The 15,541-nt window shown below is 56.3% G+C and carries 13 protein-coding genes; 1 reads left to right on the top strand and 12 read right to left on the bottom strand.

Features of this window, described 5'->3' with window-relative positions:
- Positions 1-27 precede the first annotated feature (27 nt).
- Complete coding sequence (gene eco / locus AC0IXA_RS02430) at positions 28-513, bottom strand: serine protease inhibitor ecotin (RefSeq protein ID WP_471811498.1); 486 nt, start codon at positions 511-513, stop codon at positions 28-30.
- Between the two features lie 369 nt (positions 514-882).
- Between eco and AC0IXA_RS02425 the strand changes: the two genes are divergently transcribed.
- On the top strand, positions 883-1,152 hold the full coding sequence (locus tag AC0IXA_RS02425) for a DUF1652 domain-containing protein (protein WP_016774885.1): 270 nt from the start codon (positions 883-885) through the stop codon (positions 1,150-1,152).
- Here AC0IXA_RS02425 and AC0IXA_RS02420 read toward each other — a convergent pair.
- From AC0IXA_RS02420 to AC0IXA_RS02370, 11 genes are all read right to left on the bottom strand, one after another.
- The gene (locus AC0IXA_RS02420) at positions 1,149-1,547 is read right to left on the bottom strand and encodes a hypothetical protein (RefSeq protein ID WP_471811496.1); all 399 of its coding nucleotides are present in this window, start codon (positions 1,545-1,547) and stop codon (positions 1,149-1,151) included. The two genes, AC0IXA_RS02425 and AC0IXA_RS02420, sit on opposite strands and share 4 nt — an antisense overlap.
- 90 nt (positions 1,548-1,637) lie before the next feature.
- Complete coding sequence (locus tag AC0IXA_RS02415) at positions 1,638-1,907, bottom strand: DUF2790 domain-containing protein (RefSeq protein WP_341637386.1); 270 nt, start codon at positions 1,905-1,907, stop codon at positions 1,638-1,640.
- Positions 1,908-2,177: 270 nt separating this feature from the next.
- A complete protein-coding gene (locus tag AC0IXA_RS02410; protein ID WP_460154463.1) occupies positions 2,178-3,314 on the bottom strand; it encodes a tetratricopeptide repeat protein in 1,137 nt (378 codons plus the stop codon).
- Positions 3,315-3,320: 6 nt separating this feature from the next.
- The gene (locus AC0IXA_RS02405) at positions 3,321-4,295 is read right to left on the bottom strand and encodes a tetratricopeptide repeat protein (RefSeq protein ID WP_110645398.1); all 975 of its coding nucleotides are present in this window, start codon (positions 4,293-4,295) and stop codon (positions 3,321-3,323) included.
- A gap of 3 nt (positions 4,296-4,298) precedes the next feature.
- Positions 4,299-7,607, bottom strand: a complete 3,309-nt coding sequence (locus tag AC0IXA_RS02400; RefSeq protein ID WP_471811493.1) for a hypothetical protein — start codon at positions 7,605-7,607, stop codon at positions 4,299-4,301.
- Between the two features lie 33 nt (positions 7,608-7,640).
- Complete coding sequence (locus AC0IXA_RS02395) at positions 7,641-8,507, bottom strand: DUF4123 domain-containing protein (protein ID WP_471811491.1); 867 nt, start codon at positions 8,505-8,507, stop codon at positions 7,641-7,643.
- Positions 8,498-10,552: a type VI secretion system Vgr family protein gene (locus tag AC0IXA_RS02390; RefSeq protein ID WP_471811489.1), complete on the bottom strand. Its 2,055-nt coding sequence runs from the start codon at positions 10,550-10,552 to the stop codon at positions 8,498-8,500. The genes AC0IXA_RS02395 and AC0IXA_RS02390 overlap by 10 nt, the downstream gene beginning before the upstream one ends.
- 275 nt (positions 10,553-10,827) lie before the next feature.
- A complete protein-coding gene (locus AC0IXA_RS02385) occupies positions 10,828-11,448 on the bottom strand; it encodes a transglycosylase SLT domain-containing protein (RefSeq protein ID WP_016774877.1) in 621 nt (206 codons plus the stop codon).
- A gap of 44 nt (positions 11,449-11,492) precedes the next feature.
- Positions 11,493-12,431, bottom strand: coding sequence for a carbohydrate kinase family protein (locus tag AC0IXA_RS02380; RefSeq protein ID WP_471811487.1), 939 nt, complete (start codon positions 12,429-12,431; stop codon positions 11,493-11,495).
- A gap of 13 nt (positions 12,432-12,444) precedes the next feature.
- Positions 12,445-13,941 (bottom strand): xylulokinase, encoded by a 1,497-nt coding sequence (xylB, locus tag AC0IXA_RS02375; protein WP_471811485.1) that lies wholly within the window; start codon positions 13,939-13,941, stop codon positions 12,445-12,447.
- 123 nt (positions 13,942-14,064) lie between these two features.
- Positions 14,065-15,540, bottom strand: a complete 1,476-nt coding sequence (locus AC0IXA_RS02370) for a mannitol dehydrogenase family protein (RefSeq protein ID WP_471811483.1) — start codon at positions 15,538-15,540, stop codon at positions 14,065-14,067.
- Position 15,541: the final 1 nt, after the last annotated feature.

The following is a 15,541-nucleotide window of genomic DNA, read 5'->3' as shown; positions in this document are numbered from 1 at the left end:
GGCGTGCCGGCGTAACAAGCGCTCGGGTTATTCCTGCAGGGCGGTGCCGACTTTGTCCGACGCCGACCAGATGCGATAGCGCACTTCGACGTCCGAAGGCGCGTACACCACGACTGGCAGCTTGCTGTTGTAGCGCAACATGAAGCCATCACCGACGACCGGAACGAAAGCACGTTTTTTCTGACTGCCGGGCGGGCAGGCCATCATCGTGCTCATTGGGCCGATGATCTTTTCCAGGCGATAGAACGGATAGCCCCAGCCTTGCAGGTTCTTTTCATCGAGCACACCGCCCAGACGTTGACGGTTGCAATCCACCTCCAGAGTTTTGCCAGCGAGAATTTCAACCTGGAAATTCTCTTCCTGCTCTTGTTTCGGCAGATGGATGACCTGACGGGTAAACCCGGCTTCGGCTTTGGGATACGGCGCCACGTCTTCGAGCTTGGCGGCGTGGGCGAGGGTGGAAAGGTTGGCGATTAACAGCCCAGTGATCGCGCAAATGCGTAAGGAATTCATGGAAGCCTCCGTGCGAGTTGAATTGCAATGGGAGACATTCTTGCCGTCATGGTCTTCGAAAGCAAATTCGGCCGGAGATTGCAGATTGCAGTGGATGGGCGGTCGGTTCATGCATTTTGCAAATAGCAGGATACTGGCCATCTTTCCAAGTGCTTGATTTTGCAGGGCGCCAAACGAACCGATCAAAGGCACGTTTTATGCGTTCTTCCGGTGAGGCGCACCGGATTTGGACGCCTACACTCCAATGGGCATTTCGCAGTACCACCATTTGCCGCACCAAGGAAACAGCGGGGGCACACCCGTGAAGGCGCAGCAAAGGGTCAGCGTGAATACTTGATTGGCAATCGCACAGAAAGGAGAGGGTTCGCCATGTTTTTATCTGCCTTAGAATTACGCAATATCATTGAAAGCAGCTTCCTGCCGAAACGCTGCCAGTGCACGCTGTCACCCGACCTGTCGATGTCCGTCAAAGTATTTGGCGACCATCGGACCGACCAGGCCGATCTCTACGTCAGTGGAATCGACGCCAGCCGCCTGAACAGCTGCCGTGAAATCAACAACCTGGTCGCTGGCCTGCGTTCCGACCTCGCGCAACAAACCACGACACATCAAACCAGCGCTCGTTCTCGAGCCGTTTAACCCACCGTTTCACCCAGTTCGACCGTCACGCGCCGGGCCTGCACGAAACCCAGGCCCAGCGCGAACTCGACCAGCACCGCGAGCAAAATCCCGGGGCCGGCATGGCCATTGAGCCACTCGCCAAAACCCAACGCCGCCAAACCGAAACAGCCGACGATAAAACCATTGCTCAGCGCACTGCGTGCCGCTGACGGCGGAGCATTGCGCAGCAAATAAAACATCACCCCCAACGCCGCAAACAGCACCGCGCTGCGCCTTGCGACCACGCCACTGCCTTCCGAATAGCCAATGCTCCAGATCGCCAGCAACACCTCCGGAAAAAATCCCCAGACCAGCGCCAGCAGAACACACAGGATTGAAGTGAAGCTCGACAACGTGCGGAACGACAACTGCATGGCCAATCCTTGCGGCAGTAGGGAAGGCCCCGAGCATAACCGCCGGAGCCACCCCACGCCTATGGCGAACCGGAAAATCAGAAGCGTCTGTCAGTTCTGTTGACTGCAAGCGTCAGATAATTTCCTGTAACTGATTTGTGCGGGCTTGCCGGTGTTGTCGATGTATTTCATGTCGGCGGTGATGACTTTGCACTCGAGGGTCGGCGGCTCGGTTAGCGAAAGCACCTTCGCCACGTGTAGTGGCATGCCGTATTGGTAGGGTGCTTGATTCGATGTGGCGGAGGTGTCGTTGGCTTGGGCCAGTGCGGCGTATGAGCTGCAGGCGAGGGTGGCGGTGAGTAGGAAGGGACGAATGTTCATGAGAAGACTCCAGCGTAACGGATAGGCGCCCGGCACGAAGCCGAACGAGCCTGCCGCACTGGACGTCAGCGGGGGAGAGCTGAGGGTGTGCGGTGATATGGAGTCTCTGACTGTGGCGTTAAGGCCGAGTTAACCGATGTGAACATGAGCTGAGTTATTTACGGTTGCTTTTCCCTTGTCTCGGGCATTTGTCGTTTGCGATATGAATCATTAGGGTACGGGCTTTGACGTGCTCGAAAAAAATTAATGATAAGGCTGTACTGCTAAATTTCAGTACCCTAACTTATCTGGAAAAAACGAGAGCGGTGGGTGAGTGGCCTTCCACGTTTTTGCGAGTTCTTTTGCTTTTTCTAATTGCTCTTTTGACAGCTTTTTTTCTACTTCCGGCAATACGTCGTTAACGTTGTTTATTACGTTTCCACCACCATCAAGCTCCAGTAGATTCGACAATAGTGCGTATGACTTTACCGGGTCTGATTCGAATCCGTATTTTGGTTCAGCTTCGCCAATATATGACGCGTAACCAAAAACTGCAGATGCATAGCCTGAGGCTGCAGCTTTTTCATTCCATTTTCTAAATGATGAAAAATCGGCTTTTTCAATCCTGGTAGCGGCAAATCCCATCATGGCTGGAGGATAACCATTCTCTGCAGCGGCTTTCATCCATTTTTCGATTTCATCTGATCTGCTAGCGGGTAGTAGGAATGTCCCTCCCCCCTCTTGGTACTTGGTCGCTAAACGAAATTGCGCTAATGCAAAACCTTTTTCTGCGGACTTTTCAAGCCATTCATCGTTTCCTGTTATCTCCCATAGCAGGTACATCGACTCAGCGTCACCATGAGATGCCTGATCTGTAGCAAGGTTTTTGGCTTTGTTCATCCAATCTTTAGGCGATTGCTCAGAGGAAGAACAGTTGTTCATAGTCACGCACAAATCTTGATCCGCGCCGCCGAGCCGAATCATAGAGTAAATATTGCCTTTTTTTGCTGACTCCTCGTAAGCCTTTCGCGCTTCTTGAGTCATGTATCTGTTGTTTTTTCTTATAGATTCTCCCAAATAGTAAAGTGCTTCATCATCACCGCCTTCGGCTGCTATTTGTAATGTTTCAATTGCGGAGATGGCTTTGTGTTGATTGTATAGTTCAATGCCCTTGATTTTTGCCTGAGATTGTTCGTTCGTAAGCGCCAGTGACTGGGGCGACGCTAACGTTAATAAAATAAGCGTAGTGGTGATCACTTTTGGTAGTGTAAGTGCTAAGTTGTTTCTCGGTTGCAGTTGTTTAGCTGGTATATCGGTCTTTGTGAAACTTTTGAAAACGATACGGCAGAGCACGGACGACAAGGCTGTCGATTGTTCTAATTGGGGAAGATTAGCCTCGTACCGGTTATTTCTTGCATTCTGCTTCATTACTAATTAAAAACCTAATTTCCTTGGAAAGAAAGAAAGGGGCGGGTGGGTGGCCTTCCACTCAATTGCATATTTTTCCGCTTCCTCAATCTGGTTCGATGTCATTTTTGCAGCAATTTTAGGAAGCTTCCCTTCCACATAGACTTGAACGTTTCCACCGCCATCCAATTCTTTAAGCAAAGAGACCAGTGCGTAGCCCTTGATCAAATCGACGGGGTAGCCAACTTTGTCGGGCGTGTGGGAAAGATATGCACCATAGGTTGCGACGGCATTTTGATAACCGGTTTTCGCCGCTTCTTCCCACCAATGCCGAACACCTGCCAGATCATTTCGCTGGGAAAGAATCGAAATATATTCGATCATTGCAGGAGGGTAACCTCCTTCCGAAGCAGCCTTTAGCAACTCCTCCTCGGCACTCTTTCTTTTCCAAGGTAGCAAAAATGTGCCTTCCCCCTCGGCGTAACGATTAGCGAGCAACCACTGTGACGGCGCATATCCAGCCGCTGCTGATTTCTGCAACCAATCCAACTCTGCAGTCGCGTTGTAAAGCACAGCCATCGCTTCGCCGTCGCCACCCAAAGCGCGAGGCGTAGCAGTTTTTATCAATAAATCTAGCCAGTCACTTGGTTTTTTACTACTAGCAGGACATTGGTTGACAACCGAGCACAGGTCTTCCGATACGGTGGCGAGTTTAAACATCGCATAATAATCACCCTGTGATGCTGATGCCTCGTACCATTTTTGCGCTTCGACAGTCATTCCTTGTTTTTTTTGACGAAGCTCGTCAGCTAAATAGAATTGTGCTTCCGCATCGCCCGCTTCGGCTGCTATGCGAAGTTCCAGCTCTGCTGGTTTGTATTGATTGAAAAGCATTATCCCACGAGTTTTTGCGGCCTGCTGAGTTGGTGTAAGCTCGGCAAGTACATTGTTTGATAAGAGGGTTGCAATTGCGGTTGCTATATATATAAGTGTGCGCGACATTTTTTATCCCTTGATGTATTTAGTTGGAGGGACATATTTTGCTTTTCCGCCAGGAACAAAAGTTTGTCCGTAGTATCGGGTTCTGTGACAAAAGCCATCTAGGTTCGCGCCTAAAAGGTTCACGTGCGCTTTATACCGGGCACGCATTTCGTCGTTCGCATCGTCGTGCAGTCGCAGAATTGCTTCTGACATGAAATTGTCCATATGCAGTCGATTCTCGCAATATAGCTGTTCTGCTTCGTCTGCGGCTTTGGTTCCGAACCGATTCATGCTCATGCATGCTTCTTCAAATTGTGCTTGGGCAAGGGTTATTGTTCCTTGCTTTTCCGCTTGGCGGACAATCAATCCTAGTATGCGCTCAACAGCCTGCTGCTGAAGCAGTTGACACTGGTCTTTTGTATAAGACTTTTCTGTGGCTTTAGAGCTTGCACTAGGCGCTCCATATTCCGAAATCTTGAATTTCTCCGGCGCGGAAATCAATGTCATCAACATTGGGCCAAGCGCACCTGGAGTCGCTGCCAAGATCCATTGGTCTAACTCAGCTTGATTATGATAATTCATAATCGTATGAGCGATAATTGCTCCTCTGCCGCCCCCGGTTAACGCCTCATATAACGACATCACCATATCAACGCCTTGCATGTAAGTCATCGCCACTTCCATCCCGGCAGCGCCAAGAAAGTTTAGTTTGTCGATGTAGTCGGCGGCTTCGTCCGTCACAAAAATTAGCGATTTATCCTGATTTTTATGCATTTCCCGTCGCAGCAAGTTAATCAAGTCAGTAACACCGTCATAGCCTACTTCAAATTGAAATTCGCCGCCGACGCCAGCGCCGACGATGACGGAAGCCTTGAACCGCATGATGAAGCGGCCTTCATGCAAGGAGATCCCAATATCTGCCGTAGTACCCAGCCCATACGCGGCAGTAAAGCCTGCTGTGAGTCTGGCCAGGCTCGCCCATTGGCTAGCTTTCGCGTTGTTGACGGTGTTCGCCATGCCGGGCGAAGGGGCGGTGCGCAACACAGCGATATCTTTCGGCGGAGCCCAGTTCAAGGCGCCTGTCAGTAGAATCCCAGCCTGAACTCCTGCAAAGAGATTGAATTGGGCTTTAGCCCCATCTTCAACCCGTACTTTCGCGGCGTCGCCCGCCAGAACAGGTTCGCTTCTAGTTGTAGTTGCTACGGCATTGGTGGTCTCCGGACGTTTTGCATCGGTGATTTCCGGAAGATTGAGGCCGCCTTGTACGTTTGCACGTCCCAACTGCACGCTGGAGGAGAGGAGGAGGGTAGCGCCTGTGTAGCCCCACGCTCTAGCGCCCAAATGGATCGAAAACCTGCCGAGATTCAGGTTTTTGCGGTTTTTCTCGTAATCCAGGTACGGGATCAGGATGTCTTTTGCTTGATCTTTACCCGGCAGATCCATCTTCATCAACTCAACTTCACCGCGTGCCAAGTCAATCCCAAGGCTGGCTTCGGCTTTGGCAGAGGCCTTGAAGTTATCGGTGACGCTGAAGCTCGGACCAGTGACCTTGGTTCCAGTGTGGATGGAGGACTGTGGTGGCGTGAGGCAACGAACCAATTGTGCTTGAGGACTGTTATCGAACAGGCGCAACGAACTTCGAACTTCTTCTTTGAACAGCAGCTGCCGAAGGCGCAGCCCCCAGTCTTTGCGGGCGCCTGCGTCCTCAATAGTATCCACTGTCAGTTTTTTCGACTTGAGATAGAAATGGAAGAGTTCTACATCGAACCAGCCTTTTTCATCGAACCAGTTGCTTTCCTGATCCTTGATGGCCATCGCGCCTTCGAGGCGTAGCCATTCATGGAAAGGGTTATCGTCTGTGTCAGTTTGCGCTTTCCCGTTGCTGTTGCCGGGAAGTTTCTGCAGGTCTTTGCTTGCAGTAGCACCGAGCGCGCTTACGTCTTTTTTCAAGGCTTTTTCAATGCCTTCCAGATTAAGCAGACTCAAATGCTTGACCGGACTGTTGGGGCTATTGAAAAGCGCCACTTCGCGCAACGGAAAGCCAGCCTTGACCAGGCGCTCTTCCGGTTTCGGCTGAAATTGCTCTGGCTCCCACAACAGATGGCGCAGTGGTAGGGCTGCGGCTACAGCGGCTTCTGCATCATCGCGAAGCTTCATGCGCTCTTGTTGAATGCGCTGCCACTCGGTTTTTTCAGCCTGCACGATGCCCGCTGGTGCCGCTACGTTTTGGCCGCTGGCGTCAATCCAGGCTTTGTATTTGGTGCGGATTTGTTCAGCCAGTTTGACCTGCCGCTGTTCCATCTCGAGATATGATTTGAATTTCTCGATACCTGCGCTGATTTCGCCTGTGTCAGGAATGAGGGCAAACTCAGGAAGTGCCAAGCCATAGTCGGCGACTTTCAAAATCGAATCGATATAGGCAGCAAAGTCTTTTTCGATTTTTTTGCGTTCGTTGGCCACATCGTTCAAATAACCGCACATCCGGGCCTTGCCATCGATCACACAGTTTGTGGCGTCCAGATACGCCTTCTTGTTCTTCTTGAAATCTTCTTCTTTGAGAGTAGTCAGCTTGCCGCTGGCTGTGAGTGCCGCACGGGCTTTCAGATAGGTCTGAACACGAGTTCTAGCCTCAAGAGCACCGGGCGAAAACAGGTTGCCACTTTCATAGATATAGCCAGCTATCTTGGCTTGCTCTATTGCTAAAGCCTTCAGCTTCTTCCACTCGTTGTAGAGTCGTTGCAGCTTTTGCCCCTCGGAGTTGGCCTCAAGCAGGCTAGCCTGTTGCTGACCGGCCAGTGCCCGGTTCCGTGCGTACTCACTCTGATCCGGCAACTTCTCCAGCGCCGCTGAATTTCGGGCGTCACGGCTCACGGATTTCAAGCGCATGGCCATGGTTGGCTGCGCAATATCCGGCTCCTGAGCTTCGATTTCCAGCATTCGGCTTTTCTGTTCACCTTGCAGGAAGTTTGACAACTTGGGTTCGAGGAAGTACTCGAGCAACCCCGCGGTGTTCATCCCCTTTAAACGTTCCTCAGGAGACTTGCTTGCGCTGATATGTTGCTCAAGTTCATTCATCGCTTCTTTGATCGAGCTTGCAGCGCGTTCAGGCAGCAGATAGAACATTCTTTCCTTGGTTGCGTAGATCACCTCGCCATAACTTGTCGAGCAAGCCGTTTCCACTTTGTCGAACGCGTTGGGGCAACTGGCAGGCATTACAGGCTGAGGATCAAGCTCCAAGGCAGGTTTCGTTTCAACCGGTGTCGACGGGGCTGAGGCAGTTGCCGCAGAGCTGTCGCGATCTACCTTTGTTGCTTCTGAGATTTCAGTATCCATTTCGCTTCCATTCATTCTTAACGGACGGGTTCATCAAGCAACGCTGGTGGTGAGTTGCTGCAGCTGCTGTACTTTGATGAACGACTCTTCCCTGGATTGCAGGATGGCCATTGCCTGTGGCTGTGTTTCAAGCAGTGGGCCATTTGTGATTGACCCCAGCTTCAGCAAGTGACGGCCTTCGTAAATATTGTGGGCAACCAGCACATTGAGGTTTGCCACAAGGTTGGGCAGATGCTCATCGCTCGGCTCGCCGTAATCTGCGTGATGTTCATCTGCCCAATAAATCCAACCCAAATGCTCTTGAACGTTCGCCGCGGATGGCGGCAGGCTGAACACTGAAGTATCGCCCAGCCATTCGACTTCCGAGACGGCGCGCCAACTGAGCCATGGACCTTTATTGCGCCCAAAATGAACCGGCGCTGGGCTGTATACGTGCTGCCAAGGGCCGAACAGCTGATGAGAGTTGTCGCCAGCGGTATAGGCCAGCGCGGCCCACAGGCTTGGCTTGTGGTAGCTCAGCAGGCTTTGTCCGCCAGAGCCATCATTAGCGCGCAAGAGCCAGCGCGCATGGGCGAGCGCTTTGTCAGAATCAGCTGTGGTAATGGCAATGCCAGAGAAATTTTCCTCGCACAGCTTTGCTGCCTCAGCCGCAAGGCGACTGCCCCACGGCGCGGTGATCCAGAGCGGACCGTCAGCGGCGATCTCAGCGAAGGCGGTTTTGAGGAACAGGCTCTGTGCATCTACCACCGGTTCGCCAACACGATAAAGGCGGCTCATCGCGTCAGGCTGTCGAACCGGGTCAATAACGAAACACACTGTTGATTCAGAGCTTTCTCTCGGTAAATCAACGAACCCATGGCGTGGAGCTTCGAGGAGTGCGCTGAGCGCTTTCACATGCATGTGCAATCCTTACGGCTGCAGGCGCCGTTGCTTTGCTTGCCGCACAACGGCGTTATTCCAGATTCATTCAGACGTTTGGGCAGCGGGACAGGGACTTTCCCCGCCTTATCCGCATCCACAACCTTCATCGGCCCCGGCAACAACGGCGCCGCCGGCGTGCCCACCCCGGGCGAGCCGCCAGTATTGACCTTCACCTCAGCGCCGCTGATGGTCACGCCACCCGCATCGACCTTGACGAAGCTGCCGCCAGCCTTCGCGGTCAGCTCCATGGCGCCTTCGACCACGACTCGCTGGCCGGCGTAGTAATGGATTTCGTTGCCAGCCTCAACAAACTGCCCAGTCCCCACCTTCACATGCTGCGTCACACCCACTGTCAGGTGATCATCCGCGCGCATTTCGCTGATGCGGTCCAGATGGGTGATGCGGTGCTCTTCGACCTTGAACTCGCTCAACACGTTGGCTTCAACAGTGTCATGGCGTTCGTTGCCGACGCGGATTTTCTGGTCGCGTTCGATGTTTTCGTCCCAGTCGCGCTGGGCGTGGATGTAGATCTGTTCAGCGCCTTTCTTGTCTTCGATGCGGAATTCGTTGTAGCCCTTGCCGCCCGGCGAGCTGAGGGTTTTGAAGGTGCTGCGGGTCTTGTTGGCCGGCAGGTCGTAGGGGACGACGTTTTCCTTGTGGTACAGGCAGCCGGTGACGAGGGGCTGGTCGGGGTCGCCTTCGAGGAAGGTGACGAGGACTTCCATGCCGATGCGCGGGATGGCAATGCCGCCGTAGGCTGCTCCGGCCCAGCCGCTGGCGACGCGCATCCAGCAGGTGGTTTTGTCGTCGGACTGGCCGTCGCGGTCCCAGTGGAATTGCACCTTGATGCGGCCGTACTGATCGCAGTGGATTTCTTCACCGGGCGGGCCGGTGACGACGGCGGTCTGGCTGCCGAGGACTTTCGGTTTCGGGTGTTCGAGGGCAGGGCGGTAGTGTGCGTCCCACGGCGTGGCGAGGAAGCTGTTGCGGTAGCCCTGGTGGAAATCGCTCTTGTTGTCGGTGACGTCGCTGGTGACGTTTTCGCCGAGCACTTGCGGTTGTTTGCCTTCGTGGAAGACTTCCAGCAGCAGCCACAGATCGTTCCACTCGGCGCGCGGGTGTTCGGCGAGCGTGAGGAAATGGCCGCTGGTGAGGGTCGGTTCATCACTTTTGCCTTCGGCGAGTTTGTAGTCGCTGCGATGGCGTTCGAGGGCGCGGGTTGAGAGGAACTTGCCGCGCTCGCGGGTGGTGAAGCGGCCGGGGTAATCGTAGTCTTCCAGATCCGGGGCGAATTCGGATTTGACCGCGCCTTCGGGCAGTAGCTTGGGTTTTTCGAAATCGTAGTCGCGACGGCTGACGCGGGTGGTACGGGTTTCCAGGCGCAGGTTGAAGCGCTTGATCACCGGTTTCTCCGCAGCCATGCCGGAGTCCTGCTGGTAGCTGACCGGCTTCAGTTTGCGGAACACCGTCTGGTCGTCGCCGAACACCAGTTTGTGGCCGCTGCTGCTGTGCTGGAAGTGGAAGTGAATGCCTTCCTCTTCGCACAGACGCTGGATGAAATGCAGGTCGGACTCGTCGTATTGCACGCAATACTCGCGTTCCGGGTACTCGGCGCCGAGCTGGAAGCTGTAGGCGTCAGAGAGAATGCCGCGATCTTCCAGCACTTGGGCGATGATTTTCGGCACCGTCAGTTGCTGGAAGATCTGCTGATCATGGTTGTGCTGCAGGTAGGCCAGTTGCGGCATCAGGCTGATGCTGTAGCGGGTCAGGGTCTTGCCGGAGTCGCCCTGCTCGATGCGATAGACCTGGCCGTGAATTTTGCCTTCTCCGGTGGCGCCGAAGGTCAGACAGGCACGCTTGTGCAGCAGCTCTTCGAGCTTCAGGTCGGGGCGGGCGCTGACCAGTTCGAGGTCGAAACGGAACGGTTCGTTGAGGGCTTCGCGACCGGTGAAGCTGAGGACTTGCAGGTCGGCGTTGGCGTCTTCGATCGTGAGGGTGATGTGGGTTGCATTGGCGTCCAGCATGCCTTGAATTCCGTCCGTTGAATAAGCAGGTGATGGATGTTGCAGGATTAGACGGCCTCATTCAAGGCGCAAATGGCGTAGGTGTGGGGCCTTGATGCCATAGGGAAAACCCTTAGGAGGGCGATTTGGGTCAGTGAAATCGGGCCTTTCATAGACTTTGATGGTGTTTGAGAGATTGCCATCGCGGGCAAGCCCGCTCCCACAGGTTTCTCGGGTGTAGACAAAATCGGCGTTCACTAAGGTCCTGTGGGAGCGAGCCTGCTCGCGATGGGCTTCTACAACCAATGCCAGAACCGGCTCCAGAACCCGCGATTGAGGTCTTCCTTGCACCCGGCATATTGCTGTGCGTACAGATCCGAACGGTTCTGCACCTTGCGTGCGGTCGGCGGTAGCCAGGCCTTGCTCGCGTAGGTCTTGTTGCGGAAGCCGCCCCAGCCTTCGTGGTAGTTCAGGTACTGGTTATAGGCGTCGTATTTGTACACGCCGTTGATCGAGGTGGTTTTGTCCATGTACCAGCCGACGAAGTCGATGGCGTCGTCGAAGTCTTCGCGATCGGCCCAGTTGCGGCCGGTGCTTTTCTGGTAGTCGGCCCAGACTTCATCCTTGGCTTGCGCATAGCCGGAAGCGGTGGAGACGCGGCCCCAAGGAATTACCCAGAGCAGGTATTTGCGCGGCGTCTTGGCGTCGTAGCGGTAGCCGGATTCCTGATACATGATCGCGAACGGCACCTGGATCGGCACGCCCCAGCGTTTCTGGGTGACTTGCGCAGCGTCGTACCAGTCGCTTTTCTCGCGGAAGATTGCGCAGATGTCTTCCGGCGAGCGGGGCGGCGAGGTGCCGCAACCGCTCAACAGAGTGGCCAGGGTCAGGAGGGCGAGGATGTGCCTGTGATTCAAGAGCTGTTTTCCGTCGTGCGCAAAAAGGCCGACAGTCTACGCGCTCAGCTCAATTGATGACGATAGGGCAGATCCGGACCGGTTTTGCTGCAGGTCAGTGCGGCGGCTTGTACGGCGAACCTGAGCATGCCGTCAATCTGCTCGCGACTCAGTTGCTGCACGCCAGCGACCGAGTCCAGCGAGTGCTCCGTCAGCCAGGTGATCAGCGCGGCCTGGAAGGTGTCGCCAGCGCCAACGGTATCGGCAATTTTTACCGGGTTGGCCGGCACCGACCACGAGCCATGGGCGCGACTGAACACCGTTGCGCCATCGCCACCGCGAGTAAGGAAGACGATCTGGCAGCGATGTTCGAGCCAGCCCTCAATCACGTTTTGCGGATCCTGCTCGGGATATAGCAGGCTCAGATCCTCGTCGCTGACTTTGATCAGATCGGCCAGGCGCACCAGCATGGCGATGCGCTCGCGCCATAGATTGATGTTCGGCTCGGGGTTGAGGCGCACGTTGGGATCGAGGCTGATCAGGCGTTTGCCGCTTTCGCGCTGAACCAGCTTAAGCAAGGTGTCGCCAATCGGCTGTACCACCAGCGAAAACGAGCCAATGTGCAGGCCGTGCACCTCGTCGCCGAGTGTCGGCAGATGTGCCTCGCTCAGTTGCCGGTCGGCGCAGCCTTCGCCACGGAAGCTGTAATGCGGCGAACCGTTGGCCCCCACGGCGACCATCGCCAGGGTGGTCGGCGCGGCGAAATCCACCAGATAGTCCGGACGCACGCCTTCCTCCTGCAGAACTTGCTGCAAACGCCGGCCGAGGTAGTCGGTGGACAGCCCACCGAAGAGCGCCGAGTCCACGCCCAAGCGGCGCAGACCGACGGCGACGTTGAACGGCGAGCCGCCGGCAATCGCCTTGAAATTGACTTTCGAGGCCAGACCGCTGGCATCGTTTTCGCTAAAGAAATCAAACAGGGCTTCGCCACACACCAGGTACATAGTTGTTTGCTCGTTATAGGGTTGCGACATGCTGTTGATAGCGTTCGTAGGCCTGCTGAAACGCCGCGACATTTGCGGCAATCGGCAGGGTTTCGCTGCCCGCGTCGAGTTTCACGCAGCGCTCGCACAGCTCGGCCAGGGACACATCATCGCCGTTAGAGCGCGACGCGCACCACGCCGCTTGAATCGCAGCACCCAGTGCGGCGGCTTCGCTTTGTTCGGTGCAGATCACCGGGGCGTTCATGATGTCGGCGACGATCTGCCGCCACACCGCGCTCTTCGAGCCGCCACCGATCAGGCAGATGCGCAGGCTTTGTAAACCATTCTGGCGAAGTAAATCCAGCCCGTAGCGCAAACCGAAGGTGGTGCCTTCGACGGCCGCGCGGCACAGATTGGCCTGGGTCAGGTTGTCCATGGTCAGGCCATGCAGGCTGCCGGTGGCGTGGGGCAGGGCAGGGACGCGCTCACCGTTGAGAAACGGCAACATGCTCACGCCTTCGGCACCGATCGGCGATTGCGCGACCAATTCGTTGAAGGTCGGCAGGTCGAGCTTGAACAGTTCGCGAATGGCGCCAGTGGCATTGGTCAAGTTCATGGTGCAGATCAACGGCAGCCAGCCGCCGCTGGAGGAACAGAACGTGGCGACCGAGGCATCGGCGCTGACGTTTGGCTCCTCCGAATAGGCGTAGACCGTGCCGGACGAACCGAGGCTCATGGTGATCGCGCCGGGCTGGATATTGCCGGTACCAATGGCGCCCATCATGTTGTCGCCACCGCCGCTGGAAACCACCGCGTTGGGGTTGATGCAGAGTTGCTCGGCGATTGCCGGCAGGAGAGTGCCGACGGCGGCGTGCGCGTCGATCAGCTCCGGCAGTGCGGTTTGCAAACGGCCGCTGGCGTCGATGTCGCGCAGGATCTGCACATCCCACTGCCGCGTGCGCACGTTGAAATAGCCGGTGCCGGAGGCGTCGCCGTATTCGCTGCAGGCGCGGCCGGTGAGCCAGTAGTTGAGGTAGTCGTGGGGCAACAGAATCCGCGCGATACGCGAGAACACGTCGGGATGCTGCTCTTTGGTCCAGAGCAGTTTCGACACCGTGTAGCCCGGCGCAATGACCACGCCGAGGCGTTCCAGCGAACCTTTCTCGCCGCCCAGTTGTGCGAGCAAGCGCTCGTTTTCCGGCGTGGTTTCGGTGTCGCACCAGAGCTTGGCCGGGCGCAGCACTGCGCCTTGCTCATCGAGCAGGACCAGGCCGTGTTGCTGGCCGGAGACGCCGACACCGAGGATCGCCTGGCCGTCGACGTTGGCCTCTTGCAAGGCTTGGCGGGTGGCGCTGACGAACGCGTCGAGCCATTGCTGAACGTCTTGTTCGCGGCGGCCGTTGGCGCCGCTGATCATCGTGTGCGGCGCTGCGCCCAGACCGAGCACCTGACCGCTGTCGGCATCGAGGATGATCGCTTTGGTGCCTTGGGTGCCGCAGTCGATACCCAGGAAGAGCTTTGTTGTTGTCATGAAGACTCCACGGCTGCTCGTTCCCATGCTCTGCGTGGGAACGCCTCAATAGACGCTCTGCGTCCGCTTTTGATGGGACGCGGAGCGTCCCGGGCTGCATTCCCACGCAGAGCGTGGGAACGATCAGGTCGCGAGAACTTTCTCCAGAGTCCGCGAAACCCCAACCTCGCGCAAACTCTGGCAGCACCACTCGAACGCTGCAACAAACTCCGCCGACTTCGGTATCGCCGTGCCGAAAATCTCCTCCACGCCCAACAGGCGTTCGGTGATCAACCCATCGTCCGCCACCAATCCCTGACAGAACGCCGCCCGCGGGTCCGGAATCGAATACGTATCGCCATTCTCATCCATGCCCTTCAAATACAGCGCCCACGCCGCGACTACCAGTGCCGCGCGTTTGGTCTCGCGGCCATCGGCAATCAGCCGATTGATCGTCGGCACGGTGAACTTGGGAAACTTCGACGAGCCATCCGAACACACGCGCTCCAGCTGATCGGCAATCGCCTGATTGGAAAACCGCGCGACTAGCGTGTCCTTGTATTCGCTCAGATCAATGCCCGGCACCGGCGCCAGCTGCGGCGTGACATCCAGGTCCATGTAGGCGCGCATGTAACGCACGAACAGCGGATCGTTCATGGTCTCGTGGACGAAGCGATAGCCCTTGAGAAAGCCCAGATACGTCAGCGCCAGGTGACTGCCGTTGAGCAGTTTGATTTTCATCTCTTCGTACGGCGATACATCGTCGGTGAACTGCACGCCGACCTTTTCCCACGCCGGGCGGCCGTTGACGAATTTGTCTTCCAGCACCCACTGCACAAACGGTTCGCAGACCACCGGCCAGGCATCGTCGACGCCGTGTTTGTCGGCCAGTTGCAGGCGATGCGCGGTGCTGGTCATCGGCGTGATGCGATCGACCATGGCGTTGGGGAAGCTGACGTTCTGGTCGATCCAATCGCGCAATTGCGGATCACGCAGCGAGGCGAACGCCAGCAGCGCCTTACGCGCGACGGCGCCGTTGTGCGGCAGGTTATCGCAGGACATCACAGTGAATGCCGGAACGCCCGCCGCACGGCGTTTGGCCAATGCGGCGCAAAGGAAGCCGAACACGGTGCCCGGCGTTTCGGGATGGGCGAGGTCGTGTTGAATCTGCGGCAGGTGCGCCATGAATTCGCCGTTGCTGTCGTCGATGCAGTAGCCGCCCTCGGTGATGGTCAGCGAGACGATACGGATCTGCGGTTCGGCGAGTTTGTCGATCAGCGTTTGCGCGCCATCTTCGGCCAGCAGCATGTCGCGGATTGCACCGATGACGCGCACTTCGGTGTCATCGCTGTCGCCCAGTTCGAAGAGGGTGAACAGGTAATCCTGCTCGCGCAGATCATCGCGGGCACGGCGATCCTCCGGGCGCAGGCCGACGCCGCAGATTGCCCAGTCCAGCGCTTCGCCAGTGTTCATCAAGGCATCGGTGTAATACGCCTGATGCGCGCGGTGGAAACCGCCGACGCCGATGTGGGCGATGCCCTGGCGTGTGTCGCTCAGGTTGTAACCCGGCAGTTGCACTTCGGCGGCGAGGCGATTGAGGTTCTGTTGGTTGAGTTTCATC

Source organism: Pseudomonas sp. AC083 (assembly GCF_979253165.1).
This window is presented reverse-complemented; position numbering and strand designations above follow the sequence as displayed.